Genomic DNA, 25,268 nt, shown 5'->3' with positions numbered 1-25,268 from the left:
AAAAAAGGTTCATCGCGGCTTTCCGGGGAAGGCCGCCTTGATTTTCAGAAAAAAGTATTCTGAGTCCCTAAATCCATATGCCATACGCTTTATCACTTTGATCTTGTTGTTCACCCCTTCCAGCACACTCGTGTGCATCGGGTAGTTTGCACTCGCCAGGATCCCCCGCATATATTTCGATAAATTTCGACCAAATCGTTGCAGCGGCGCTAGCCCGCTTTCCTTCACCTGCCGCATCCAGCTCCGCCATCGTCGCCATCCTTCCCACACGCTCGGCGCATACCAGATGCCCTTCAACCCCTCTTTCAGCACGTACACCATCGCCAGCGGTTGATTCGCCGCCAACAGCTCCTGCAACTTCACATCCTGTTTTTCACTCAACTTCGCCCGATTACGTAGCAGCAACCAACGCGCACTTTTGACCACTTTTCGCGCCGGTTTATCGCTTTTCAGTGCATTCGCCTGCTCCACTCGCACCCGGTCCACCACCTCTCGGCCATAGCGAGCCACCACGTGGAACAGGTCGTAGACCACCTCCGCCTGCGGGCAGTGTTGCTTCACCTCCAGGTCGAACGCCGTGTTCATGTCCATCGCCACCGCTTCAATCTGCTGGCATCGCTCGCCGAGCTGCTCGAAGAAGGGACGGATAGCGGCCCGGCTGTTGCCGTGCCCCACCCACAGGACGCGGGTTCGCTCGGCATCCATGATCACGGTGGCATAGCGGTGTCCCTTGTGCAGGGCAAACTCATCCATCACCAGCCGCCGCACCTCCCCAAGTTCGATGGTGCCCACACTGGTCTGCAAACGGCGCTTGTCGATCTCCTTGATGGTGTGCCAACCGACCCCGGTGAGCTGGCTGACATGGCGGATGGGGAGGTACTGAACGAGCGCTTCAATCCAGCACTGCATGCGCCGGGTGAGGCGGGAGCCAGAGGGGAGCCAGTCGATATGTTCACTGACGCGACCACAGCGCAGACAGTCGACGCGGCGAACAGGCAGTTGTAACCAGACTTGTCGGTCAAATAGGTCTCGCTCACGCACCCGGCGGATACGTTGGTCGTGGATCAATGGCGTGGGTTGCAGGCATCGGCGACAACGGGGCAAGAAGTCGGCGCGAGGCTCAAGGGTAAACAGGGTGTGATGGTTGGCAGAAAGCGCTTGGGCGATGACGGTATAACCTGGCCAGAAGGAGGCAATATCAATATGATGCACGGCGACAGCAGGGTGATGGTGGTGGTGTGTTTGGAGACAGCCAGTTTACCAGCACCCTGTCTGTCAACTTCCACTTCCCCAAGATCCCGCGAAGAACCTAAAAAAACGGCTCCTGCGGGAGCCGTTTTTGGTGCCGGTGAAGGGCGATTACTCGACCATCATCACCTTGCAGGTGTTGGTACTGCCGACGGTTTCCATCTTGTCGCCGTGGGTCAGCAACACCATGTCACCGCTTTGCAGCAGCCCCTTGGCCTTGAGCACGTCCAGCGCGTCGCGGCACACCTCGTAGACCGGCTTGGTTTCGTCGCCGTCGAACAGCACAGGAGTGACGCCGCGGTAGAGGTTGGTCCAGGCCAGGGTCTTGTTGTGCGGTGACATGGCGAAGATCGGCAGGCCGGAGCTGATGCGGGACATCAGCAGCGGGGTGGTGCCCGATTCGGTCAGCGCCACGATCGCCTTGACCCCTTCCAGGTGGTTGGCCGCATACATGGTGGACATGGCGACGGCCTCTTCCACCGAGGTGAAGGTGTAGCTCATGCGGTGGTTGGAGACGTTCAGGCTCGGGTGCTTCTCGGCACCGACGCAGACGCTGGCCATGGAGGTGACGGTCTCGATGGGGAACTGACCGGCGGCGGTCTCGGCGGAGAGCATCACCGCATCGGTACCGTCCAGCACGGCGTTGGCCACGTCCATCACTTCGGCACGGGTCGGCAGCGGCGCGTTGATCATCGACTCCATCATCTGGGTGGCGGTGATGACGACACGGTTCAGACGGCGGGAGTGGCGAATGAGCTTCTTCTGCACGCCGACCAGCTCGGGATCGCCGATTTCGACACCCAAGTCACCACGCGCCACCATGACGGCATCGGAGCCGAGGATGATGTCTTCCATCGCCTCGTCGGTGGCGACGGTTTCGGCGCGCTCGACCTTGGCCACTATCTTGGCGTTGGAGCCGGCTTCGCGGGCCAGCTCGCGGGCGTAACGCAGGTCATCGCCGCAACGGGGGAAGGAGACGGCCAGGTAGTCCACGTTCATACGGGCGGCGGTCTTGATGTCTTCCTTGTCCTTCTCGGTCAGGGCCGGGGCGGAGAGACCGCCACCCTTCTTGTTGATGCCCTTGTTGTTGGAGAGCGGACCGGCCACGGTGACCGTGGTGTGGATGCGGGGGCCTTCGACCTGTTCCACCTTCAGCTGCACGCGACCGTCGTCCAGCAGCAGGATGTCGCCGGCGATCACGTCGCCCGGCAGGCTCTTGTAGTCGATGCCGACCTGCTCCTGGCAGCCTTCACCCTTGCCGAGGGCGGCATCGAGGATGAACTTGTCGCCGACGGCCAGATAGATCTTGCCGTCCTTGAAGGTGGAAACGCGGATCTTGGGGCCCTGCAGGTCGCCCATGATGGCGACGTGACGACCCAGCTTGGCGGCGATGTCACGCACCTGGTTGGCGCGCAGGATGTGGTCTTCAGCAGTGCCGTGGGAGAAGTTCATCCGCACCATGTCGGCACCGGCACGGATGATCCCCTCGAGGATCCCTTCGCGATCGGTGGCCGGACCGAGTGTGGTTACAATCTTTGTACGTCTTGGCATGAAAGACTCCAGTTTTGAAGTTGATATGACTTGAGATACTGCCCCGTCAAGCGCATGACCCATTGCACCCGCTTGCAAGCCATCTGGGTGGCTTTTGTTACTAAATTACAATACTACACCAAGGAAGGTGGCAGAGACAGCCGGGGGCCGAAGCCCCCGCTGCTTACGAAGAGTGGGGTGTATCAAAGCGGGATTCGCGCAAACCTTCTTTGACTTTCTTCAGGTTTTCGCGAAATTTCATGCCACGGCGCAGGGTAAAACCGGTCGCCAGCACGTCTACCAGGGCGAGCTGGGCGATGCGCGATGCCATCGGCATGTAGACGTCGGTGTCTTCCGGCACGTCCATGGAGAGCACCAGGTTGCACTCGCGCGCCAGCGGGGAGTCCTTGGCGGTCATGCCGATGACGGTGGCGTCGTTCTCGCGGGCCAGCGCGGCAATCTCCACCAGCGCCTTGGTGCGGCCGGTGTGGGAGATGAGCACCACCAAGTCCCCTTCGCTGCTGTTGATGCAGCTCATGCGCATCATGACGATGTCATCGAAGCTCACCACCGGGATGTTGAAGCGGAAGAACTTGTTCTGGGCATCGCGGGCGACGGCGGAGGAGGCGCCGAGGCCAAAGAAGCTGATCTTCTTGGACTGGGTCAGGATATCGACGCAGCGATTGATGGCGGAGATGTCCAGGCTGTTCTTGGCGGCATCGAGGCAGGCCATGGTGGATTCGAAGATCTTGGCGGTATAGGTATCGGGCCCGTCTTCCGCTTCCACGTGGCGGTTCACATAGGGCGTGCCGTTGGCCAGGCTCTGGGCCAGATGCAGTTTGAAATCGGGAAAGCCTTTGGTATCGAGACGGCGGCAGAAACGGTTGACGGTCGGCTCGCTGACGTCAGCCATCTTGGCGAGGGTGGCGATACTGGAGTGGATGGCCGTCTGCGAGGAGGCCAGGATGACCTCGGCGACTTTACGCTCTGATTTACTGAAACTTTCCAAATTATTAGTAATTTTATCAAGGGTATTCATCATCACCACCAGGCGTTTTTGTAATTTAGCTTCAGTGTCTTTGCACTAAATTCATGGCTAAGCAGGTTTCCAATCAACTTGATGACTATACAAGACAAGCTCTTATCGAAACTAATCTCGGCCCTGCAAAGTATGACTCATGTCTAATTATTTCGTTGTTTTGGTTACAAACTTCCAGTCATTCCGTGAAAGCGCTTACAAATGTTGCAAAGCAACAACACTGTGAGCGGGCGCACAGTTGCACCCATCAAACGCGCCGCAAGGGGAGGGGCTCGGGTAGAATTGGCACCAAATAATAAGTGCGGGACGGTAACGGCCGCCCCGACCCCAGTAACGAAGGAGTTGTTTTATGCAGCATACCCATGCGCTGGTCGGCGACGTAGGCGGTACCAATGCCCGGTTGGCCCTGTGCGAGCTGGCAACCGGCACCATTTCCCAGGCCAAGACCTATTCCGGGCTGGCTCATCCCAGTCTGGAAGCCGTGGTTCGCCTCTATCTGGATGAACACAAGGTGCAGGTGGGCGAAGCCTGCATCGCCATCGCCTGCCCCATCAACGGCGACTGGGTCGCCATGACCAACCACAGCTGGGAGTTTTCCATCAGCGAGATGCAGGCCAATCTGGGCCTGAGCCGGTTGCAGGTGATCAACGATTTTACCGCCGTCTCCATGGCGGTGCCGGTGCTGGACGCGGCTGACTGCATCCAGCTGGGGGGCGCGGCGCCCGCGGCCGGCAAGCCCATCGCCATCTACGGGGCCGGTACCGGTCTTGGCGTGGCCCACCTGGTGCACACCGGCGAGCAGTGGCTGAGTCTGCCGGGCGAGGGTGGCCACGTGGACTTTGCCGCCAACAGCGAAGAAGAGGATGCGGTACTGCAGGTGATGCGCGCCGAACTGGGCCATGTCTCGGCCGAGCGGCTGCTCTCCGGCCCCGGCCTCGTCAACATCTACCGTGGTCTGGTGAAATCCGACGGCCGCGAGCCGCAGGCGTTCGAACCCAAGGACATCACCGAGCGCGCGCTGGCGGGCGAGTGCCTGGACTGCCGCCGTACCTTGAGCCTGTTCTGCGTGCTGATGGGCCGCTTTGCCGGCAACCTGGCGCTCAACATGGGCACCTTCGGCGGCGTCTACATCGCCGGTGGCATAGTGCCGCGCTTTCAGGAGTTCTTCATCGGCTCGGGCTTTCGGGTGGCCTTCGAAGACAAGGGGCGTTTCAAATCCTACCTCAAGGATATCCCCGTCTTCCTCATCACCCACGAGGGGCCGGGTCTGCTCGGCGCCGGCGCCTATCTGCGCCAGTCGCTCGGCATCAAGCTATAAGCAGGCGGCTTGCCAGGGGACGGATCGGCCATGGTTCAGCCTTGATTCAGTGACCATGGCGTAGAGTGTCAGCACGTACTCAAGAAGGCAGGGCTCCATAAGGAGTTGGGACTTGTCTTCATCCGCTGGGTGCGTTTGTCACCTGACAAGCCTGAACTGTTTCACCGGCCCTCGCGGCCGGTTTTTTTATGCCTGCGGGTTGCCGGCTGGATGGGGATGTCGTCATCTACAACAAGGATGGGCCTGCGCCGCAAGGCACTGTGCCTGCCGGGTGGCAGGTGCAGTGTGTGGGCCGGGATGGGCTCAGGGCAGGTCGAGGGTGAAGCGGGCGCCCCCGAGCGGGGACTCATCCACCATGATCTGGCCGCCGTAGCTGTGTACGATCTCGGTGACCACCGCCAGCCCGATACCCTGGCCGGGGGAGCTGTCGGCGCGTACCCCGCGCTGGAAGATCTGCTGCGACTTGCCGGGGTCGATGCCGGGGCCGTCGTCCTCGATCTCGATCCGCAGCCGGTCGAGCCGGCGGCTCACAGTCACCTTGATCTCGCTGATGGCGAACTTGAAGGCGTTGTCGAGCAGGTTGCCCATCAGCTCCATCAAGTCCCCCTGCTCGCCGGCGAAGAAGACGTCATCATCGAACTTGAAGCGGGTCTGCAGCTTCTTGTGGCGATAGACCTTGGCGAGGCTGGCCAGCAGCTTCTCGATGAGGGGCACCGGCTCGGTGCCCTTGCTGGCGAGGCGCTTGCGGCCGGTGACGGCGCAGCGCAGCTGGTACTGGATGATCTGATCCATGGTCAGGATCTGCTCATTGATGTTGTCGTGGATGTCGCGCCCCAGCTTGACCTCCTGCGCCGTCATCTGGATCAGCGCCAGCCGGGTTTTCAGACTGTGGGCCAGATCGTTGAGGGCGTGCTGGTAGCGCTGGGTCTGCTGGCGTTCGTTCTCCAGCAGCTGGTTGACCGACTCGGTCAGCGGCGTCAGTTCCCGCTCATAGTCGTTGGAGAGTGCCTCCCGCTTGCCGGCCCGGATCTCGTCCATCTGGCGCGCCATGGTGCGCAGGGAGCCCAGGCTCCAGAAGCTGGTGAGCAGCAGCAGGGCGCCGAGCAGGGAGTAGGCGAGCAGGGCCTGGCGAATGCACTGGTAGAGGTAAGCGCGGGTCTGGGCCAGGTAGCGCTTGGCCGAATCGACCATCACCACGTAATAGGTGGTGGGGCCGTCGCCGTGATTGCGCAAAAAGCGCAGGCTGTAGATGAAGTAGCTCTCGCCGTTCTTGATGGTGTGGCGTTTGAAGAAGTAGTCCTGATCCAGTCCGCCCAGATACTTCATCAGATCCTGGCAGATGGTGTCCCTGGCCTGGATCACCTCCGGCATGTGCATGCTGGACCAGCTCAGCTGGCCGTCGGCCCGGCAGATCAGGGTATCCAGATTGGGGTCGACGGCATCCGGGGTGATCCGGCCCAGATCCGTGGTGGCATGGGCGTCCGGCAGCTTGGAGGAGAACAGCTTGGAGAGGTTCTCCTGCATGCGGGTGCTGGCCTTCTGAGCCTGCTCCTCGGTGTGACCCAGATAGAGGATGTAAACCGAGAAGGCCATGATGAGCGCGATGACCAGCATGGCGCTCAGCATCAGCTTGATGTGCAGCGAGCGGCGGATGAAGCGCATGGGGCGCAGCAGACGAGAGCCCATCAGTTGCACGAGAGGTTGAAGATGTAACCCTGGCGGCGGATGGTGGAGATGGGCTGGATGGTCCCCTCCGGATCCAGCTTCTTGCGCAGCCGGCTCACCATCACCTCAATGGTGTTGGGGTCTCCTTCACCGTCGCCGTAGAGCTGGTCCAGCAGCTGCTGCTTGGAGACCACCTGGCGGGCGTTGCGCATCAGGTATTCGAGGATCAGGTATTCAAAGCTGGTGAGCACCACCGGGGTGCCGGCGATGGTCAGCTCCTTGCGGGAGAGATCCAGCTCGTAGTCGCCGGCCTTGACCCTGGGGGAGATGAAGCCGGCGCTGCGGCGCACCAGGGCGTTGAGACGGGCCAGCAGCTCGTCCTTCTGGAACGGCTTGACCAGGTAGTCGTCCGCCCCGGCTTCCAGTCCCTCCACCTTGTCCTGCCAGTTGCCGCGGGCGGTCAATACGATGATGGGGAAGGGGATCTGCTGCTCGCGCAGCTGGCGGATGAGTTGCAAACCGTCCATGTCCGGCAGGCCCAGATCGATGATGGCCACGTCGATGGGATAGTCGGCGGCGTAATGCAGTGCCACCTGGGCGCTGTCGGTGCTGTGTACCTGATTCTGGGCTTCGGTCAGCAGGGTGCTGAGGTGGTGATTGAGCAGCTTGTCGTCTTCGACCAACAATATTTTCATAAGGTGCGCGATCATGGGGATCCAGGCTGTCAATTAGAGGGCTTATGACGGGGAGAGTCAATCCGGATCCTAACAGCCCTGGCTGTATCGGGACTGAATCAGCACCCTATTGGTTAATTCCCTCTAACCCATTGCGGTAACGGTATTTATCCGCTAAGTGGCGCCAACAAAAAAGCCAGTCAGGGTCACTGACTGGCTTTTTTGTTGGCGCTTGTCGCGGGTCAGTTGATGAGACTGGCCCACAGGTCGTACTCGTCCGCTTCATCGATGCGGACCTTGACCATGTCGCCGGGCTTGAGGCCGGTTTCACCGTTCAGGTAGACCAGGCCGTCGATTTCGGGGGCATCGGCGGCGGAGCGGCCGGTGGCGCCCTCTTCGTCCACCTCGTCGATCAGCACCAGCATCTCCTTGCCGACCTTGCGGGCGAGCTTGCGGATGGAGACCTGCTGCTGCAGCTCCATGAAGCGCTGGAAACGCTCTTCCTGCACCTCTTCCGGCACCGGATCCGGCAGCTCGTTGGCCTTGGCGCCTTCGACCGGGCTGTATTTGAAGCAGCCGACCCGATCCAGCTCCGCCTTGTCGATGAAGTCCAGCAGCATCTGGAACTCTTCTTCGGTTTCGCCGGGGAAGCCGACGATGAAGGTGGAGCGCAGGGTGATCTCGGGGCAGATCTCGCGCCACTTCTGGATCCGCTCCAGGGTGCGCTCGACGGTGCCCGGACGCTTCATCAGCTTGAGGATGCGCGGGCTGGCGTGTTGCAACGGGATGTCGAGGTAGGGCAGTACCTTGCCGTCGCGCATCAGCGGGATGACATCATCCACGTGCGGGTACGGGTAGACGTAGTGCAGGCGCACCCACATGCCGAGCTTGGCGAGCTCTTCGCACAGGGCCACCATGCTGGTCTTGACCGGCATGCCGTCGTAGAAACCGGTGCGGTGCTTGACGTCCACGCCGTAGGCGGAGGTGTCTTGAGAGATCACCAGAATCTCCTTCACGCCGGCCTCTTTCAGGCGCTTGGCTTCGGCCAGCACTTCGCCGATGGGACGGCTCACCAGATCCCCGCGCATGGAGGGGATGATGCAGAAGGTGCAGCGGTGGTTGCAGCCTTCGGAAATCTTCAGATAGGCGTAGTGACGGGGGGTCAGCTTGACGCCCTGGGCCGGCACCAGGCTGGTGAAGGGGTTGTGGGTCGGTTTTTCCACGTATTTGTGGACGTGGCCCAGCACCTCTTCATAGGCGTGGGGACCGGTGATCTCGAGCACCTTGGGGTGGATCTCGCGGATCTGGTTCTCTTTGGCACCGAGGCAGCCGGTGACGATCACCTTGCCGTTTTCGGCCAGGGCCTCGCCGATGGCTTCCAGGGACTCCTGTACCGCGCTGTCGATGAAGCCGCAGGTGTTGACCACCACCACTTCCGCATCGTCATAGCTGGGCACCACGTCGTACCCTTCGGTACGCAGCTGGGTCAGGATGCGCTCGGAATCGACCAGATTTTTGGGGCAACCCAAGGAGACGAATCCTACTTTGGGGGCCTGTTTTGTGTTGGACATCGCTCAATCACTCTTAGGTGGCTCTAGTTTTAGGGCGCGGATTTTACCGGAATGGCTAACCAAAAACTATACAGCCGGCACGGCGGAATCGAACAATATCTCCGGCGAGGCAGGATTGTGCCAAGGCAGGCCCGTTTTGAACCGATACGGGCCGATGACGGCACCCTTGCTCCGTCAGTTTGCTGGCTGTTGAGTTTCAACTCAATTTTGCGAGAGCAGGAAGACGGGTGTCACTATACTCCCTGCAGGCAGACTGGAAGGAAGGATGGGATGGACAGCTCATTTGGCGAGAGAATGCAGAACGTGCACGCCACGCTCAGGCAGCGGTTTGACAAGTTGAGCCGGGTGGCCATCGCGATTTATGACCAGCACACGGACAGGCTCAAGACCTTCGCCCACAGCACCGAGGGAAGTTCCCCGCTGGTGCAGTACGAGGTCAAGCTGAGCGACGTCCCCTCCCTGCGCTATCTGGCCGAACACCGGCAAGCAAGGGTGCTCGACACGCTGGATTCGCTGCTGGGCTCCCCCTCCGAGCACAGCCGCAAGCTGCTGGCGGCCGGTTATGAATCCAGCTACACCGAGCCGCTGTTGTTCAACAGCAAGCTGTTCGGTTTTCTGTTTTGCGATGCCAGGGAGCCTGGCTACTTCGACCCCGCCATCCGTGGCGAACTGGCGGCATACGCTCAGATCCTGGCGGCCATCATCGCAGTGGAATTTTTCTCGATTCAGACCCTGAGCGGCGCGCTCACCACGGCGCGGGAGTTCAGCCGCTACCGGGATGAAGAGACCGCCAATCACCTGCACCGGATGTCGGCCTATTCACGGCTCATCGCCCGCGCCGTGGCCACCCGTTATCCCTTGAGCGACGAGGAGGTGGAGTTCATCTATCTCTTCTCCGAGCTGCACGACATCGGCAAGATTGCGGTGCCCGACGCCATCTTGCTCAAACCCGGCAAGCTGACGCCAGAGGAGTACGGGGTGATGAAGATCCACCCGCTCAAGGGGCGGGAGATGATCGCCCTGATGATCAGCGAGTTTGGTCTCGACGGCATTCATCACACCGACATGCTCAAGAACATCATCGCCTATCACCACGAGCGCTTCGACGGGCGGGGTTATCCGGAGGGGCTGGCGGGGGAGGCGATCCCGCTGGAGGCCCGCATCGTCGCGGTGGCCGACGTGTTCGATGCGCTCACCAGCGAGCGACCCTACAAGCAGGCCTGGACGTTCGAAGCGGCCTTTGCCTACCTCGAAACCCACGCCGGCAGTCAGTTCGACCCCGCCTGCGTCGCGGCGGCGCTGGGCAACAAGGAGGCGTTTCGCGCCATCCATCAGCAATACCGAGAGCCTGCCGCCAGCTAGGCGGCGGGCCTGGTGTCATGACTTGCGCTACCTCGTTTTGCCCTGTTGCGGCTCTGCCCGAGATAGCGTGAGAGCGGCGGCGGGCTCTACTCCATTGAGGTCGCCAATCGGATGGAGCCCATCATGATGAGCGTCACTGATTGACCCGCCTCGTGCCTTTGGGCTTATCCGGCTTAGGCCAGATCTGCTACTGTGACCATCAACTCATCACAAAGGGTGGAGCACAGCATGAAGATTCGATTCCTGGTGATAGCAACGGCCATGGCGCTGGCGTCGGCTCCCAGCCTGGCTGACTGGGCCAAGGTGAAGGCGGCCGCGAGCGAGCTCGGCAGCGCGGTGAGCGACACCAGCAAGGAGGCGTGGCAGAGCGTCACGGATTTCTCCAAGGCGACCTGGACATCGGTTTCCCAGTGGGGCTCGGAGGCGTTCAACACCGCCGGCGCCTGGACCGACAAGAGCGTGGCGACCGGCAAGGAGTGGCTGACGGTGGCCGACAAGAAGCTCGACGAGATGCTCGAGCCCAAGACGGCCGACGAGGCGCGGCTTGCCCTCGATACCATGGCTGACACCGCCCTGGTGCGGCTATTCAACCAGCAACCCTCGGCCAAGCTGTTGTTTGACAAGGCTTATGGCTATGCGGTGTTCGACTCGCGCAAGTTCTCCCTGATGCTGCACACCAACCAGGGGGCCGGGGTGGCGGTCAATCGTACCAGCGGCAAGCACACTTACATGAAGATGTTCGGTGCCGGGCTCGCGGCCGGGCTCGGTGGCAAGTTCTACCAGCAGGTGATCCTGTTTGAAGACAAGGCCAGGTTCGATGCCTTCGTCAGTCAGGGCTGGGAGGCCACCTCCGAGATGGGGGCCGTGGCGGGCAAGGAGAGCGCCGAGCTCAGCGCCAAGTACAACGGCGGCATGGCCATCTACCAGATCGGCGAGAAAGGCTTGCTGCTCGATGCTAACATCTCTGGCTCAAAATATTGGGTGGACAAGGATCTGACCCGCTAGTCACCCGCTTTCCGGTCTTTTCCGTCGGCCCGCATCTTGCTGGCTGACGGGAAGGCCTGTCACCTGACGAAGAATCTGCCCTCGCATCGCCTGTTACGGGCTGCTTGCCCCCTCTCATCCCGCTTGCCTGGTGGTTTTCTACTTGTTGGCACCCTAATTGCTTACACCCTGACAGCGTCAATGATTTGTCTGGGGATGGAATATGGAAATTAGTGCAAGCAGCCTGATGCAAGAGATGCAGGCACTCAAGGTCGAAGCCGGCGCCACGCCGCTGACCCAGCCCGGCCGCCAGGTCACGTCCGACTTTGGCCAGTTGCTGCAACAGGCTCTTGGCAACGTCAACGAGTTGCAGGGGGCCGCCAACGATCTGCGTACCCGTTTCGACATGGGCGACAACTCGGTCGACTTGTCCCAGGTGATGATCGCCGGGCAGAAATCCTCCATCGCCTTCGAGGCGACGGTACAGGTACGCAACAAGATGGTCGATGCCTACAAGACCATCATGAACATGCCGGTATAAGCGCGCTCACCATGACAACTGAACATCATGAACATGTCAGCAATAAGGACATAAATCGTGGCTAATGACCAAAACGGCGAACTGCTGATGAACGATGAGGGCAGTGCCGCCCTCGATGAGAATGAGCAGAAGAGTTCAGCGCTCGGCTTTCTGTCCAACACGGATGTGCTGCGTCAGATCACCCTGATCCTGGGGTTGGCCATCTGTCTGGCGATCGCCGTTTTCATCCTGCTGTGGGGCAAGGAGCCGGACATGCGGCCCCTTGGCACCTACACCACCCAGGAGCTGGTCAAGACCCTCGACTACCTCGATCAGCAGAAGATCCCCTATCAGGTGGATGGCAAAAGCGTGCTGGTCAGTGCCGAGAACTACTCCAGCATCCGGCTGGCACTGACTCGTGCCGGCTTGGCCAACGCCACCGACACCACCAGTGACGGGGAAGACATCCTGCTCAAGGACTCCAGCTTCGGCGTCAGCCAGCGGATGGAGAGCGAGCGCCTCAAGCTGAGCCGCGAGCGCCAGCTGGCCAGCGCCATCGAGCAGTTCCAGAACGTGGCCAAGGCCCAGGTGCTGCTGGCCATCCCGAAAGACAACGTGTTTGCCCGCAACGAACGCAAACCCAGCGCGACTGTGGTGCTGAGCCTCAAGGGCAATGCCCTCGGCCAGGGGGAAGTGGACTCCATCGTCGACATGGTTGCCTCCGCCGTGCACGGTCTGGAGCCGACCCGCGTTACCGTGACCGACCAGAACGGCCGCCTGCTCAACTCGGGCTCCCAGGATCCCCTCTCTGCCCAGACTCGCAAGGAGTTTGCGATGCAGCAGAAGCAGGAGCTGGAATACAAACAAAAAATTGACGCCATCCTGATCCCGGTGCTCGGCGCCGACAATTATACGGCGGAGGTCGATCTCTCCCTCGACTTCTCCCAGCAGGAGCAGACCCGCAAGACCTACAACCCGGACTTGCCGGCGGTGCGCTCCGAAATGACCATGGAAGAGAACAGCGCTAACGGCAGCAACGGTGGCGTGCCCGGCGCCCTCTCCAACCAGCCGCCTGCCGCCTCCAACATTCCGCAGCAGGCGACCGGCCCCAATGCCGAAACGACCGCCTCCTCTTCCGGCCGCTCCCGCAAGGAGGCGACCCGCAACTTCGAACTGGATACCACCGTCAGCCATATCCGGCGCCAGATGGGTGGCATTCGCCGCATGACCGTCTCGGTGGCGGTGGATTACAAGGCGTCTACCGCTGCCGATGGCAAGGTGACCCGCGAGCCCCGTACCCAGCCCGAACTTGATACCCTGCGCCGTCTGCTGAGCGGTGGCCTTGGCTTTGATGTGACCCGTGGTGATACTCTGGAGGTGGTCGCCATCCCGTTCAACCGGCCCGAGCTCGAAAGCGTGGCCGAAGCGCCGCTCTACGAGCAGCCCTGGTTCTGGCGTGCGGTGCGCATTGCCGCCTCCGTGCTGGTCATCATAGTGTTGATCGTCACCGTGGTGCGGCCCATGCTCAAGCGCCTGCTCTATCCGGATGCCAAGCCGGAAGGGGAACTGGACTTCGACAACCACACCGTCTTGGGTGGGGATGACGAGCTCAGTCTGCTGGCGGCTCAGGCTGAATCCGAGCCGGTGTTCGGGGTACGTGACGGCCATCTGAAACTGCCGGATCTGCACCGTGACGAGGACTTGCTCAAGGCGGTACGTGCGCTGGTGGCGAACGAACCGGATCTGGCCGCACAGGTCATTAAAGAATGGGTAGCGAACAAAGATGGCTGACGAAAACAAGACACAGGTCACCGGCAATGACATCACCGACAGTCAGCGCCAGATCCTGGATCAGATGAGCGGGATGGAGATGGCGGCGGTATTGATGCTGAGCCTCAACGAAGAGGATGCCGCCCAGATCTTCCGCCATCTCGAGCCCAAGCAGGTGCAGCGGCTCGGCATGTCGATGGCCTCCATGTCGGATTTCAGCCACGACCGGGTGGCGGCGGTCCACCGCCAATTCATCGACGACATCCAGAAGTACACCAACATCGGTATCGGCAGCGAAGATTTCGTGCGCAAGGCGCTGGTGGCGGCCCTTGGCGAAGACAAGGCCAGCAACCTGGTGGACCAGATCATCCTGGGTTCAGGTGCCCGCGGCCTCGACTCGCTCAAGTGGATGGATGCCCGCCAGGTGGCCAGCATCATCCAGAACGAACACCCGCAGATCCAGACCATCGTTCTCTCCTATCTGGAGCCGGAACAGTCGGCCGAGATCCTGAGCCAGTTCCCGGAACAGGTGCGCCTCGACCTGGTGATGCGTATCGCCAATCTGGAAGAGGTGCAACCGGCGGCGCTGCAAGAGCTCAACGACATCATGGAGAAACAGTTCGCCGGTGCGGCGGGTGCCCAGGCAGCCAAGATGGGCGGCCTGAAGGCGGCAGCCAACATCATGAACTACCTCGACACCAACATCGAAGGCCAGCTGATGGACTCCATCCGCGAGTCGGACGAGGAGATGAGCCAGCAGATCCAGGATCTGATGTTCGTGTTCGAAAACCTCATCGATGTGGACGATCGCGGCATCCAGACCATGCTGCGGGAAGTGCCGGGCGATCTGCTGCAACGGGCGCTCAAGGGCTCCGACGATCAGATGCGCGAGAAGGTATTCAAGAACATGTCCAAGCGGGCCGCCGAGATGCTGGCGGACGATCTGGAGGCCATGGGGCCGATCCGGGTCTCCGAAGTGGAAGCCGCCCAGAAAGAGATCCTCTCCATCGCCCGCCGTCTGGCGGATGCCGGCGAGATCATGCTGGGTGCCGGTGGCGGCGAGGAGTTCCTCTGATGAGCGGTCACGTCGACGGGAATAGCAGACCGGGCAGCATTATGGCGAGGAGTGCGGCAGACAGATGAACAACAACAAGCTGCGCGGTTATGTCAGACCCGACGGGGATGAGAGCCAGATCCAGACCTGGGGCTGGCCCGAGATGGAGGTCGAGGCCGAAGTCGAGACCAATGCCCTCGGGCTGACGCCGGACTGGTATCGGCAGGAAGAAGAGGTCCCGGTCGAAGAGCCGGTGGAGGAACCGGCCCCCAGCATCACTGCCGAGGAGCTCGAAGCAATTCGCCAGGCCGCCTGGGAAGAGGGCATGGCCGAGGGGCGTGAAGCCGGTTACGCCAAGGGGCTCGAAGAGGGCAAGCTGGAAGGTCTGCAGCAGGGTCATGCCGCCGGGCTGGAGCAGGGCAAGGAGGAGGGGCTGGCCCTCGGCCGCGAGCTGGTGGATCAGCAGATGAGCCACTGGCAGGGGCTCATCGATCGCCTCGCCAACCCGCTCAAGGAGCTGGACGGTGCGGTGGAGCAACAGCTCATCGCCCTGGTGATGCAGCTGGCCCGCGCCCTCATTCGTCACGAGGCTGAAACCTCGCCCCGGCTGTTGCTCGAAGCGCTCAAGCAGGGGCTGGCGCTGTTGCCGGCCGCCGAACTGGGGGTCACCCTGATGCTGCACCCGGACGATCTGGCCCGGGTCGAGCAGGCGTTCGGCGCCGAGGAGTGCGCGAAGCGCCACTGGCGGCTGCAAAGCGATCCCACCCTCTCTCCCGGCGATCTGCAACTGGCCACCGAACTCTCCAGCATCGATCTGACCCTCGCAGGGCGCATCGATCAGCTGCTGCGCAACTTCCTGCGCGACAATGCATCGCAGGATGCCCGCGGCTAAGGGCGTGCGGGCCGCCAGGGTGCGGCCCGTCTGCTTTTTCTACCCATTCAACGTCATATCTCAGGAGGCCGGATGAGCGGCTCGTTACTCAATCGGTTGCAAGGGTATCGGGTACGCGATATCGCCCCCAAACCGCCGGTGGCCGGCAAGCTGACCCGGGTGGTGGGGCTGACCCTCGAAGCCATCGGCTGCCGCGCCGCCATCGGGGCACTCTGTCGCATCGATACCCAGGACGGCTCGCTGGAGGCTGAAGTGGTCGGCTTCTCCGGCGATCGGCTGTTTCTGATGCCGAGCGAGCAGCTCAAGGGGGTCATTCCGGGCGCCCGGGTGGTGCCCATCACCGAGGAGCACGGCATCCCGGTCGGCATGAACCTGCTGGGGCGGGTCATCGACGGCATTGGCCAGCCGCTGGACGGGCTCGGCCCCATCCTCTCTTCCCAGACGGTGCAGTTTGCCCAGCACCGCATCAACCCGCTCTCCCGCCGCCCGATCCATCAACCGATGGACGTGGGGGTGCGCGCCATCAACGCCGTGCTGACCGTGGGGCAGGGCCAGCGGATGGGGCTGTTCGCCGGCTCCGGCGTCGGTAAATCCGTGCTGCTCGGCATGATGACCCGCGGCTCGGTGGCCGACGTGGTGGTGGTGGGGCTCATCGGCGAACGGGGCCGCGAGGTGAAGGAGTTCATCGAGGAGATCCTGGGGGAGGAGGGGCGTGCCCGCTCCGTGGTGGTGGCGGCGCCGGCCGATGCCTCGCCGCTGATGCGGCTCAAGGGGTGTGAGACGGCGCTGGCCATCGCCGAGTATTTCCGCGATCAGGGGCTCAACGTGCTGCTGCTGATGGACTCGCTCACCCGTTACGCCCAGGCCCAGCGCGAGATCGCCCTGGCGGTGGGCGAACCGCCGGCCACCAAGGGCTATCCGCCCTCGGTGTTCGCCAAATTGCCGGCACTGGTGGAGCGGGCCGGCAACGGCAGCGACGGCCAGGGCTCGATTACGGCTTTCTTCACTGTCTTGACCGAGGGGGATGACCTGCAGGACCCCATCGCCGATGCGGCGCGGGCCATTCTCGACGGCCACATCGTGCTGTCGCGCGAGCTGGCCGATGCGGGCCACTACCCGGCCATCGACATCGAAAAGTCCATCAGCCGGGTAATGCCCATGGTGACCTCGCCGGAACACATGGAGCTGGCGCGCACCCTCAAGCAGTTCTACTCCCTCTACCAGCAGAACCGCGATCTCATCACCATCGGTGCCTACAGCCAGGGCTCCGACCCCCGCATCGACCGCGCCATCATCCAGAAACCCTATCTGGATCAGTTCTTGCAACAAGGCATGCGCGAGGTCATTCACTACGATGCAGGCCTGCAGGCCCTGCAGCTGGTGGCCATGCCGCTGATGCGTTGACGAGAAGATAAGAGGGAGGCGTGCCCATGAGTAAAGGCTTGGTAATGTTGTCGGAGCGGCTGGTGGAGGCCGAACAGCAGGCGGCGCTGGCGCTGGCCAAGGCCCAGCAGGATCTGAAGATCTTCATGGAGCAGCAGGACGCGCTCAACCAGTACCGCCAGATCTACCACCAGCAGTGGACCGACCGCGGCCTGCAGGGCATAGGTGCCCAGCAGAACAGCCAGTATCACGCCTTCATCAACAAGCTCGAGCAGGCAGCCACCCAGCAGTACGAAGGAGTGCTGCAGGTACGCCAGGCGCTGGAGCTGCGCCGCGAGGAGTGGCTGGCCGCCCAGCAGCGGCGCAAGGCGGTGGAGTTGCTGCTGGCCAAACAGGCGGGACGCGAGCAGCAGAAAGCCCAGCGTCAGGAGCAGAAGATGCTGGACGAGTATGCCATGCTGCGCCGTTTCCACCATTCTGGCCTGTAACTTGCTTTCTTCTTGTCATCCCGTGTGCGCCTCACTTCCCCCGGGGAGCTGAGGATAAACCCGAAGCCGAATGTCGCCAGGAATCTTCACCATGATGCAGACACTGTTAACCAATTCTCCCGCCGCGCCGACCGCTGCCGCTGCCGATAAGAGCGCTGTGCTGACGGCGAGCCAGGATGGCGGTGAAGGGGCCCTGCAGAGCGACGGCAAGGTCGGCTTTTCCGAGGTGATGAACCGGGTGCAGCAGGCAGACAAGGTCAATGCCAAAGCCGATGGCAAGGCCCCCAACGCTGATAGCAAGGCTCCGGTGCGGTCCGGCGCCGAGCAGGGGAATGTTGGTGCAGCGGACAGCAACAAGCCGGTGCCGACCGCCAAGGGCGAGGCTGCCAAATCTTTGGCGAATGAGGCCGAAGAGGCCGCTGGCGCCGACGACAAACCACAGAAGGGGAGTGAGCCCGACCCCGCTCTCGTCCCCAACGATTTCTTGCAGCGTCTGCAGGATGCTCTCAAACAGGACACCTCCCTGGTCGCCCCGCCGGCCATCAATCTGGTCGCTACCGCCCCCGTCGTCGAAACAGACGGCAAGATGTTGCCGCACAAAGACGCGGACGCCGAGTCGGCCGAGGCATCGGCCACCCTCACCCAGCCGCTCGCCGGCAGCGGCGACAAGCAGGGGGCGACGACCAGTGCCGCTGCGCTGGCCCGCCAGGCTGCCAGCTTGCTCACGGGAGACACCAGTGTGCCAGTTGATGCGAAAGCCGCGCAGCCGGATGCCGTCGTGACGGATGACGCCGCCCTGGCGGCTCAGCTGCAGGGAGCCGGGAAAGAGAGCGGTGGCAAGGAGAGCGGTGCCGGCGCCAATGCCGACCCACAGGCCGATAACAGTGGCAAAGAGACCAAGGGGAGCAAAAGCGAGCTCTCCGCCGCCGAGCGGGTGGCCTTGTTGAGCAAGGTGCCCGCCGCCGCGTTAAGCGAACAGGGTGAGAATGACACCAAGATCCAGCTGGAGGGCGCCGACAAGGGGGCCAAGCCTGTGGTGCCGCCCATGGCGGGCAAGGAAGAACCGGTAAAAACCGCTCCGCTGCAGGCCACCCACCAGGCCGTGGCCACTCAGCCCGGCGCCGCCAGAGCGTTTGAAGAGGGGATGACCCGCACCGATGTTGGGTCGAGCAGCGTCGCCACCGACAAGGCGCCGACGCAGACCGCCGCCGAGGGGGATGGGCAGTCCAAGCCGGTAGCCGCCAAGGCCGAGGGCCAGCCTGCTCCTGCCGCCAGCAGCGGCGCACCGGCGCCGGCCACCGCCCCCGCCAGCGAACCCGTGCTGGTGGCGCCGCAACAAGTGCTGGCCAGCAGCGAGCCGCAGGGTCCGCAAGCGTCCCTGGCCAGCCTGTCAGCCGGGCTCAAGCAGATGGAAGCCACCGAGCGCAGCGACGCCCCCAGGGCTCGCAGCGAGGTGAAAGTCGACGTGAAGCAGAAGGTGGCAGAGCTGGCTCGCGGCGGCGCCCAGGAGAGCAGCGAGACGACCACCACCCCGGAGAGCAGCCGCAGCCAGCAGGTCCAGCAGAACAGCCAGCCCCAGGCGGTGGGTCATGACAACCGACCGGCGGCCACCGAAGCGGCCGCGCGGCGCGAGCCCGCCAACCTGCCCCACCTCAAGCTGGCCGATCCGGAGGCGCCGGCCCAGTTGCACCAGAAGGTCAACCTGATGCTGGTGGACAAACTGCAACAGGCGGAGATCCAGCTCGATCCCCTCGGCCTTGGCAAGATGAAGATCCAGATCCAGATGGGGGCGGACAGCCAGGCCAACGTCCATTTCGTGGTGCAGCATGGCCAGACCCGGGAAATGCTGGAGCAGGCCATGCCCCGGCTGCGTGATATGCTGGCCGGGCAGGGCATCCAGCTGGGCCAGACTCTGGTGCAACAACAGCCGCAGCAGCAATCACAGGGCCAGTCGGCGTTTGCCGGTCAGGGCCAGCAAGGCCAAAAAGGCAGCGGATCTTTTGCCGAAACAGGCCAAACTGAGGCAGAGGTCACGGGCGCCGGTATGCGTTTGTCGACGGAATCGACAAACGACAGCGGAATTGATTTCTATGCTTGATGCCAGCCCGAGTAAGTTTATGATATCGAACAAGTTTGAGACTAGGGTGGACAAGGGATGGCAGACGATAACGAACTGACGCTGAAAGACCCGGCGGCAGGCAAGAAAAAAAAGCTGATCATGATTATCGCCCTGGCCGTGATTGTGCTGGGCGGTGGTGGGGCCGGCGCCTGGTTCATGCTGTCCGGCGGCGATAAACCGGCGGCCGAGGCCGCGGGAGAAGGCAAGGATGCCAAGCCCAAAGAGGCGGCACCCCAGCCTTCGCTCTACGTGGGCATGCCGCGCCCCTTCGTGTTCAACGTCTCCGGTGGTCAGCGCGACCGGCTGGTGCAGATCAAGATCCAGCTGATGGTGCGCGGCACCGCCGACGAGACGCTGGCCAAGCAGAATATCCCCCTCATTGAAGGCACCCTGCTGCGGGTCTTCAGTGCGGCCACCAGCGAGCAGCTGATGACCTTCGAGGGCAAGGAGAAGCTGCGCAAGGATTCACTGGAAGAGTGCCGTCGGGTGCTCAATGACCTGGTCTCTTCCCCCGTTATCGAACAAGTGCTGTTTACCGGCTTTGTCATGCAATAAGGGTGAAGCGTGAGCGATCTGTTAAGTCAGGACGAAATTGATGCCCTCTTGCACGGGGTCGATGATGTCGAAGAGGAAGAGATAGGCGCGGCGGGAGATCCCGGCGTCGCCCAGTTCGACTTCTCCTCCCAGGACCGCATCGTCCGTGGTCGCATGCCGACCCTGGAGCTGGTGAACGAGCGTTTCGCCCGCCATATGCGGATCAGCCTGTTCAACATGATGCGCCGCACCGCCGAGGTCTCCATCAACGGCGTGCAGATGCTCAAGTTCGGCGAGTATGTGCACACCCTGTTCGTGCCGACCAGCCTGAACATGGTGCGTTTCCGTCCGCTCAAGGGGACGGCGCTCATCACCATGGAGGCGCGGCTGGTCTTCATCCTGGTGGAGAACTTCTTCGGTGGCGATGGTCGCTACCACGCCAAGATCGAGGGGCGCGAGTTCACCCCCACCGAGCGGCGCATCATCCAGATGCTGCTCAAGCTTGTGTTCGAGGATTACAAAGACGCCTGGGCGCCGGTGATGGACGTGGGCTTCGAGTACCTCGACTCCGAGGTGAACCCGGCCATGGCCAACATCGTCAGCCCCACCGAGGTGATCGTGGTCAGCTCGTTCCATATCGAGCTGGATGGCGGTGGCGGTGACTTTCACGTGGCCATGCCTTACTCCATGCTGGAGCCCATCCGCGAGTTGCTGGATGCCGGCGTGCAGAGCGACAAGGGTGATACCGACGTGCGCTGGAGCAAGGCGCTGCGCGACGAGATCATGGACGTCAAGGTGGAGCTGCGAGCCAAGTTGCTGGAAACCGAGCTCACCCTGCGCGAGCTGATGGAGCTGCAACCCGGCGACATCATCCCGGTGGAGATGCCGGAGAACCTGCTGGTGTTCGTGGAGGACTTGCCCACCTTCCATGCCAAGATGGGGCGGACCAAGGACAATGTGGCGCTCAAGATCACCGATAAACTCAAGCGCCCGGAAGGGGTCAAGACCGAGATGCATCTGGTGACCCGGGGCGGTGTACGCATCGATGGTGAGGCCGAGCTGGAAGAGCTCGAGCGCAGCATCGAAGATCAACAACGATAAACGGCGTTCTGCGCTGGCAGGCCGTCAAGAAAGCAGCATAAGGAATTCAAGATGAGCGGAACTGATGAAGAGGATCTGATGGCGGACGCTTGGGCAGCCGCGCTGGAAGAGCAGGTGACTGCCGAAGCCAAGCCCGCTCCCCTCGAAGAGCTCAAGGATGATGCCCCCATCAGTGCCGAGGAGCGGCGCAAGCTGGACACCATTCTGGATATTCCGGTGACCATCGCCATGGAAGTGGGCCGCAGCCAGATAAGCATCCGCAACCTGCTGCAGCTCAACCAGGGCTCGGTGGTGGAGCTGGATCGGGTGGCGGGCGAGCCTCTCGACGTACTGGTCAACGGTACCCTGATCGCCCACGGCGAGGTGGTGGTGGTGAACGACAAGTTCGGCATCCGGTTGACTGACGTCATCAGTCAGATCGAAAGGATCAAGAAACTCAAATGATCCGCGCGTTCCCGTTACTGCTGTTGTCCCTCCCCGCACAGGCCGAACCCGGTGCGGGCGCCAATCCGCCCAGCCTCACCTCCTGGCTGCTCTCCAGCCTGATGGTCATCGGCCTCATCCTGGTGCTCGGTTTCCTGCTCAAGAAGAGCAAGATTGCCACCGCCATGGGGGGCGGCCAGATGCGGGTCATCGCCAGCCTGCCGGTGGGCTACAAGGAGAAGCTGCTGGTGGTCAAGGTGGGCGAACAGCAGCTGCTGCTCGGGGTGACGCCGCAGCAGGTCAACTTTCTCTATCGCCTGGAAGAGCCGCTGGACGAGAGCCAGCCCCAAGCGTTTTCCCAGCAGCTTGGCAAATTGATGGGCAAGCATGAAAAAAGCTAACGGCTCACGGCCGCACGGTGGGCTGCTGGTCGGCCTGTTATCCCTCCTGATCCTCTGCTCGCCGCTGGCGCTGGCCCAGGACGGCATGTCGGCAGTCACCATCAAGACCATGGCGGACGGCAGCCAGGAATACAGCCTAACCCTGCAGGTGCTGGCGCTGATGACGGCGCTCTCCTTTCTGCCGGCCATGGTCATCATGATGACCTCCTTTACCCGCATCATCATAGTGCTCGGCATCCTGCGCCAGGCCATCGGCCTGCAGCAGAGCCCCTCCAACCAGGTGTTGATCGGGATCGCCCTGTTCATGTCGTTCTTCATCATGTCGCCGGTGCTGGATCGCATCAACAACGAGGCGCTGCAACCCTATCTGGCCGAGACCATCCAGGCCAAGGAAGCGCTGGAGAAGGCCGAGCTGCCCATCCACCAGTTCATGCTGGCCCAGACCCGGATCAAGGATCTCAACACCTTCATGGAGATAGCGAACGTGCAGGTGGACAAGCCCGCCGACGTGCCGCTGCGGGTGCTGATCCCGGCGTTTGTCACCAGCGAGCTCAAGACCGCGTTCCAGATAGGCTTCATGCTGTTTCTGCCGTTCCTGGTGATAGATCTGGTGGTGGCCAGTATCCTGATGGCGATGGGGATGATGATGTTGTCGCCGATGCTGGTCTCCCTGCCATTCAAGCTGATGCTGTTCGTCATGGTGGATGGCTGGAACCTGATCCTGGGATCCCTGGCCAACAGCTTCGGGCTGGGCGCCGGTGGTTAAGGGCGAGCAACGCAAGGAGCGAACGGCATGAGTCCTGAAACCTTTATCGACGTGTTTCGCGAGGCGCTCTGGCTGGTCACCATCATGGTGTGTGCCGTGATCCTGCCGAGCCTCTGCGTCGGCCTGCTGGTGGCCATCTTCCAGGCGGCCACCTCCATCAACGAACAGACCTTGAGCTTTCTGCCCCGTCTCATCGTCACCCTGTTTGCACTGGGGGCAGGGGCGCACTGGGGCTTGCAGAGTCTGATGGACTTCTTCCTGCTGATGGTGAGCCAAATTCCGGAGGTGGTGGGATGAGGGGCCCGCTCGAGCAGAGCGGCCTTCTGCGCCTGTTGCCGGCCTCGCTGGCCCGCAAGGTGCCGGGATGACCTACACAACCGCTCTCATCATGGAGTGGTTGTCTTCCATCGTCTGGCCGTTGGCGCGGGTGAGCGGGCTGCTGATGGTGATGGCGGTGTTTGGCAGCCGGCTGACACCGGCTCGCGTGCGCATCAGCCTGGCGTTGGCACTGACCCTGATGATTGCCCCTTTGCTCCCCCCCATGCCCAAGATCGAGCTGTTCTCGGTCGGCAGTTTTCTGGTGCTGGGCCAGCAGTTGCTCATCGGGGTCGCGCTCGGCCTCATGACCCAGTTCCTGATGGAAAGCTTCGTGATGGCCGGTCAGATCATCGCCATGCAGACCAGCCTGGGTTTCGCCACCCTGGTGGATCCCATGAACGGCCAGTCGGCGCCGGTGGTGGGCCAGTTCTACCTGATGCTGGCGACCCTGGTGTTTCTGGCGGTGGATGGTCACCTCATCATGCTGCGCATGGTGGTGCTGAGTTTTGATACCCTGCCGGTGTCGGACAGCGGCCTCAGCCTGCCCTCCATTCGCGATCTGATCGGTTTTCTCGGGGTTATGTATCAAGCCTCGCTGGTGATGGCGCTCTCCGCCATCGTCGCCCTGCTGCTCATCAACTTTGCCTTCGGCGTCATGACTCGCGCCGCCCCCCAGCTCAACATCTTCAGTATCGGCTTTGCGGTCAGCATGATGTCGGGCCTGCTGATCCTCTGGCTCACCATCGGTGGCTTCCTCGGCCATTTCGACAGCATGTGGGAGCGGGTGCAGGAGACCAGTTGCACCCTCATCGGCACCCAGTGCCTGGGGGGGCAGTAAGATGCCGGCGGCAGGCTGGGGGCTCCACTACCTGGGATGGATCTCCTGGATCTGCACAGTTGGCATGGTGCTACTGAACAACGGCGCTCCGGCGGGTTGGATGCCGGATTGCCTCGACCTGTGCGGGGGTCAGCATGGCTGATACCGATCAGGAACGTACCGAACAACCCACGGGCAAACGACTGCAACAAGCCCGGGAAAAAGGGCAGATTGCACGATCCAAGGAGCTGGGGACCGCCAGCGTCCTGCTGGCGGCCGTGTTTGGCCTGCTGATGGTCAAGGAGAGCCTGGCCGGCGCTATGGTCAAGGTGCTCACCATGGGCTTCACCCTGGATCGGGAGCAGGCGTTCGATCCCAATGCCATGATGACCATGTTGCCGGCCCTGCTGCGCGAGTTGTTGCAGCCACTCGGTCTGCTGTTCATGCTGGTGGCCATCGCCGCCTTCGTCGGCAACATCCTGATGGGGGGCATGAACTTCTCCTCCGAGGCCATGCTGCCCAAGTGGAGCAAGCTGAGCCCGCTCAACGGCATCAAGCGGATGTTCGGGGTGCAATCCCTGGTCGAGCTGGTCAAGTCCATCGCCAAGGTGGTGTTCATCTCCCTGTTCGCCTGGTGGATGCTCTCCAGCCAGTTCAATCACCTGCTCAATCTCTCCCTCGAGGGCTACCCGGGCGGCATCATAGACGCGCTGGATCTGCTGCTGTGGATGCTGATCATCCTCTGCTGCGCCCTCATTCCCATCGTGGCCATCGACGTGCCGTTCCAGCAGTGGAACCACATGCGCCAGCTCAAGATGACCAAGCAGGAGGTCAAGGACGAGTTCAAGGACAGCGAAGGCAAACCCGAGGTGAAGGGGCGGATCCGCCGCTTGCAGATGGAGATGGCGATGCGCCGCATGATGGGGGATGTGCCCAAGGCGGACGTGGTGATCACCAACCCGACCCACTACTCGGTGGCGCTCAAGTACGATACTGCCAAGCCGGGTAGCGCGCCCAAGGTAGTGGCCAAGGGCACCGATGAAATCGCGATGAAGATCAGAGAGATAGCCAGGGAGTACGAGATCCCGGTGATGCCGTCCCCGGCGTTGACCCGCGCCATCTACCACGCCACCGAGATTGGTCACGAGATCCCGGAAGGGCTATTCGCCGCCGTGGCCCAGGTGCTGGCCTATGTCTATCAGCTCAAGAAGTTCCGTCGTGGCCGTGGTCGCCGTCCCAATCCGCTGGCCAAGGATCTGCCCATTCCAACCGAATTCCGCAAATGACAAAC

Annotated in this window: 24 protein-coding genes; 18 read left to right on the top strand and 6 right to left on the bottom strand. The window is 62.1% G+C overall.

Annotated features, from left to right (window positions below):
• Nucleotides 1-9 precede the first annotated feature (9 nt).
• The 3 genes from C2U40_RS14760 to C2U40_RS14750 form a co-directional block, all read right to left on the bottom strand.
• Nucleotides 10-1,212, bottom strand: coding sequence for an ISL3-like element ISAeme19 family transposase (locus C2U40_RS14760; protein WP_081000878.1), 1,203 nt, complete (start codon nucleotides 1,210-1,212; stop codon nucleotides 10-12).
• Between the two features lie 147 nt (nucleotides 1,213-1,359).
• A complete protein-coding gene (gene pyk / locus C2U40_RS14755; RefSeq protein ID WP_103827878.1) occupies nucleotides 1,360-2,799 on the bottom strand; it encodes a pyruvate kinase in 1,440 nt (479 codons plus the stop codon).
• A gap of 163 nt (nucleotides 2,800-2,962) precedes the next feature.
• A complete protein-coding gene (locus C2U40_RS14750; protein WP_181014806.1) occupies nucleotides 2,963-3,817 on the bottom strand; it encodes a MurR/RpiR family transcriptional regulator in 855 nt (284 codons plus the stop codon).
• Nucleotides 3,818-4,166: 349 nt separating this feature from the next.
• On the opposite strand from C2U40_RS14750, the gene glk reads away from it, so the two are divergent.
• Entirely contained in the window at nucleotides 4,167-5,135 is a 969-nt protein-coding gene (gene glk, locus C2U40_RS14745; protein ID WP_103827876.1) for a glucokinase, read from the top strand.
• Nucleotides 5,136-5,438: 303 nt separating this feature from the next.
• Here the strand turns inward: glk and C2U40_RS14740 are convergent, their stop codons facing one another.
• The 3 genes from C2U40_RS14740 to rimO form a co-directional block, all read right to left on the bottom strand.
• Nucleotides 5,439-6,821, bottom strand: a complete 1,383-nt coding sequence (locus C2U40_RS14740) for an ATP-binding protein (RefSeq protein WP_181014805.1) — start codon at nucleotides 6,819-6,821, stop codon at nucleotides 5,439-5,441.
• A complete protein-coding gene (locus C2U40_RS14735) occupies nucleotides 6,821-7,495 on the bottom strand; it encodes a response regulator (RefSeq protein WP_016350040.1) in 675 nt (224 codons plus the stop codon). Before C2U40_RS14735 ends, C2U40_RS14740 begins: the two co-directional genes overlap by 1 nt.
• 221 nt (nucleotides 7,496-7,716) lie before the next feature.
• Nucleotides 7,717-9,045: a 30S ribosomal protein S12 methylthiotransferase RimO gene (rimO, locus tag C2U40_RS14730; protein WP_103827875.1), complete on the bottom strand. Its 1,329-nt coding sequence runs from the start codon at nucleotides 9,043-9,045 to the stop codon at nucleotides 7,717-7,719.
• Between the two features lie 270 nt (nucleotides 9,046-9,315).
• On the opposite strand from rimO, the gene C2U40_RS14725 reads away from it, so the two are divergent.
• The 17 genes from C2U40_RS14725 (at nucleotide 9,316) to flhB (ending at nucleotide 25,263) form a co-directional block, all read left to right on the top strand.
• Nucleotides 9,316-10,407 carry an HD-GYP domain-containing protein gene (locus C2U40_RS14725; RefSeq protein WP_181014804.1) on the top strand — a complete coding sequence of 364 codons (1,092 nt, stop codon included), beginning with the start codon at nucleotides 9,316-9,318 and terminating at the stop codon, nucleotides 10,405-10,407.
• A 228-nt stretch (nucleotides 10,408-10,635) separates the two neighbouring features.
• Nucleotides 10,636-11,412, top strand: coding sequence for a beta cell expansion factor BefA (befA, locus tag C2U40_RS14720; RefSeq protein ID WP_041217144.1), 777 nt, complete (start codon nucleotides 10,636-10,638; stop codon nucleotides 11,410-11,412).
• Between the two features lie 202 nt (nucleotides 11,413-11,614).
• Nucleotides 11,615-11,932, top strand: coding sequence for a flagellar hook-basal body complex protein FliE (gene fliE, locus C2U40_RS14715; protein WP_011705271.1), 318 nt, complete (start codon nucleotides 11,615-11,617; stop codon nucleotides 11,930-11,932).
• 57 nt (nucleotides 11,933-11,989) lie between these two features.
• A complete protein-coding gene (fliF, locus tag C2U40_RS14710) occupies nucleotides 11,990-13,702 on the top strand; it encodes a flagellar basal-body MS-ring/collar protein FliF (protein WP_181014803.1) in 1,713 nt (570 codons plus the stop codon).
• The gene (gene fliG, locus C2U40_RS14705) at nucleotides 13,695-14,756 is read left to right on the top strand and encodes a flagellar motor switch protein FliG (RefSeq protein ID WP_011705273.1); all 1,062 of its coding nucleotides are present in this window, start codon (nucleotides 13,695-13,697) and stop codon (nucleotides 14,754-14,756) included. The genes fliF and fliG overlap by 8 nt, the downstream gene beginning before the upstream one ends.
• A 64-nt stretch (nucleotides 14,757-14,820) precedes the next feature.
• Complete coding sequence (fliH, locus tag C2U40_RS14700) at nucleotides 14,821-15,627, top strand: flagellar assembly protein FliH (RefSeq protein WP_103827873.1); 807 nt, start codon at nucleotides 14,821-14,823, stop codon at nucleotides 15,625-15,627.
• 72 nt (nucleotides 15,628-15,699) lie between these two features.
• Nucleotides 15,700-17,031 (top strand): flagellar protein export ATPase FliI, encoded by a 1,332-nt coding sequence (gene fliI, locus C2U40_RS14695; protein WP_011705275.1) that lies wholly within the window; start codon nucleotides 15,700-15,702, stop codon nucleotides 17,029-17,031.
• A 26-nt stretch (nucleotides 17,032-17,057) separates the two neighbouring features.
• Entirely contained in the window at nucleotides 17,058-17,498 is a 441-nt protein-coding gene (gene fliJ / locus C2U40_RS14690; protein ID WP_011705276.1) for a flagellar export protein FliJ, read from the top strand.
• A gap of 91 nt (nucleotides 17,499-17,589) precedes the next feature.
• On the top strand, nucleotides 17,590-19,596 hold the full coding sequence (locus C2U40_RS14685) for a flagellar hook-length control protein FliK (RefSeq protein ID WP_181014802.1): 2,007 nt from the start codon (nucleotides 17,590-17,592) through the stop codon (nucleotides 19,594-19,596).
• 57 nt (nucleotides 19,597-19,653) lie between these two features.
• On the top strand, nucleotides 19,654-20,172 hold the full coding sequence (fliL, locus tag C2U40_RS14680; protein ID WP_011705278.1) for a flagellar basal body-associated protein FliL: 519 nt from the start codon (nucleotides 19,654-19,656) through the stop codon (nucleotides 20,170-20,172).
• Nucleotides 20,173-20,181: 9 nt separating this feature from the next.
• Nucleotides 20,182-21,252 (top strand): flagellar motor switch protein FliM, encoded by a 1,071-nt coding sequence (gene fliM, locus C2U40_RS14675; protein ID WP_011705279.1) that lies wholly within the window; start codon nucleotides 20,182-20,184, stop codon nucleotides 21,250-21,252.
• A gap of 51 nt (nucleotides 21,253-21,303) precedes the next feature.
• Complete coding sequence (fliN, locus tag C2U40_RS14670; protein ID WP_011705280.1) at nucleotides 21,304-21,696, top strand: flagellar motor switch protein FliN; 393 nt, start codon at nucleotides 21,304-21,306, stop codon at nucleotides 21,694-21,696.
• Nucleotides 21,693-22,076, top strand: coding sequence for a flagellar biosynthetic protein FliO (gene fliO / locus C2U40_RS14665; RefSeq protein WP_103827872.1), 384 nt, complete (start codon nucleotides 21,693-21,695; stop codon nucleotides 22,074-22,076). Before fliN ends, fliO begins: the two co-directional genes overlap by 4 nt.
• A complete protein-coding gene (fliP, locus tag C2U40_RS14660; protein WP_016350054.1) occupies nucleotides 22,063-22,842 on the top strand; it encodes a flagellar type III secretion system pore protein FliP in 780 nt (259 codons plus the stop codon). The genes fliO and fliP overlap by 14 nt, the downstream gene beginning before the upstream one ends.
• Before the next feature lie 27 nt (nucleotides 22,843-22,869).
• Nucleotides 22,870-23,139 carry a flagellar biosynthesis protein FliQ gene (fliQ, locus tag C2U40_RS14655; protein ID WP_011705282.1) on the top strand — a complete coding sequence of 90 codons (270 nt, stop codon included), beginning with the start codon at nucleotides 22,870-22,872 and terminating at the stop codon, nucleotides 23,137-23,139.
• Nucleotides 23,140-23,206: 67 nt separating this feature from the next.
• Entirely contained in the window at nucleotides 23,207-23,998 is a 792-nt protein-coding gene (gene fliR, locus C2U40_RS14650) for a flagellar biosynthetic protein FliR (protein WP_011705283.1), read from the top strand.
• A 134-nt stretch (nucleotides 23,999-24,132) separates the two neighbouring features.
• A complete protein-coding gene (gene flhB / locus C2U40_RS14645; protein ID WP_101615990.1) occupies nucleotides 24,133-25,263 on the top strand; it encodes a flagellar biosynthesis protein FlhB in 1,131 nt (376 codons plus the stop codon).
• Nucleotides 25,264-25,268 lie beyond the last annotated feature (5 nt).

This window comes from Aeromonas sp. ASNIH4 (assembly GCF_002934425.1).
Lineage (GTDB): Bacteria > Pseudomonadota > Gammaproteobacteria > Enterobacterales > Aeromonadaceae > Aeromonas > Aeromonas hydrophila.
Note: the sequence above shows the minus strand (reverse complement) of the source record. Positions and strands in the feature narration are given on the sequence as shown.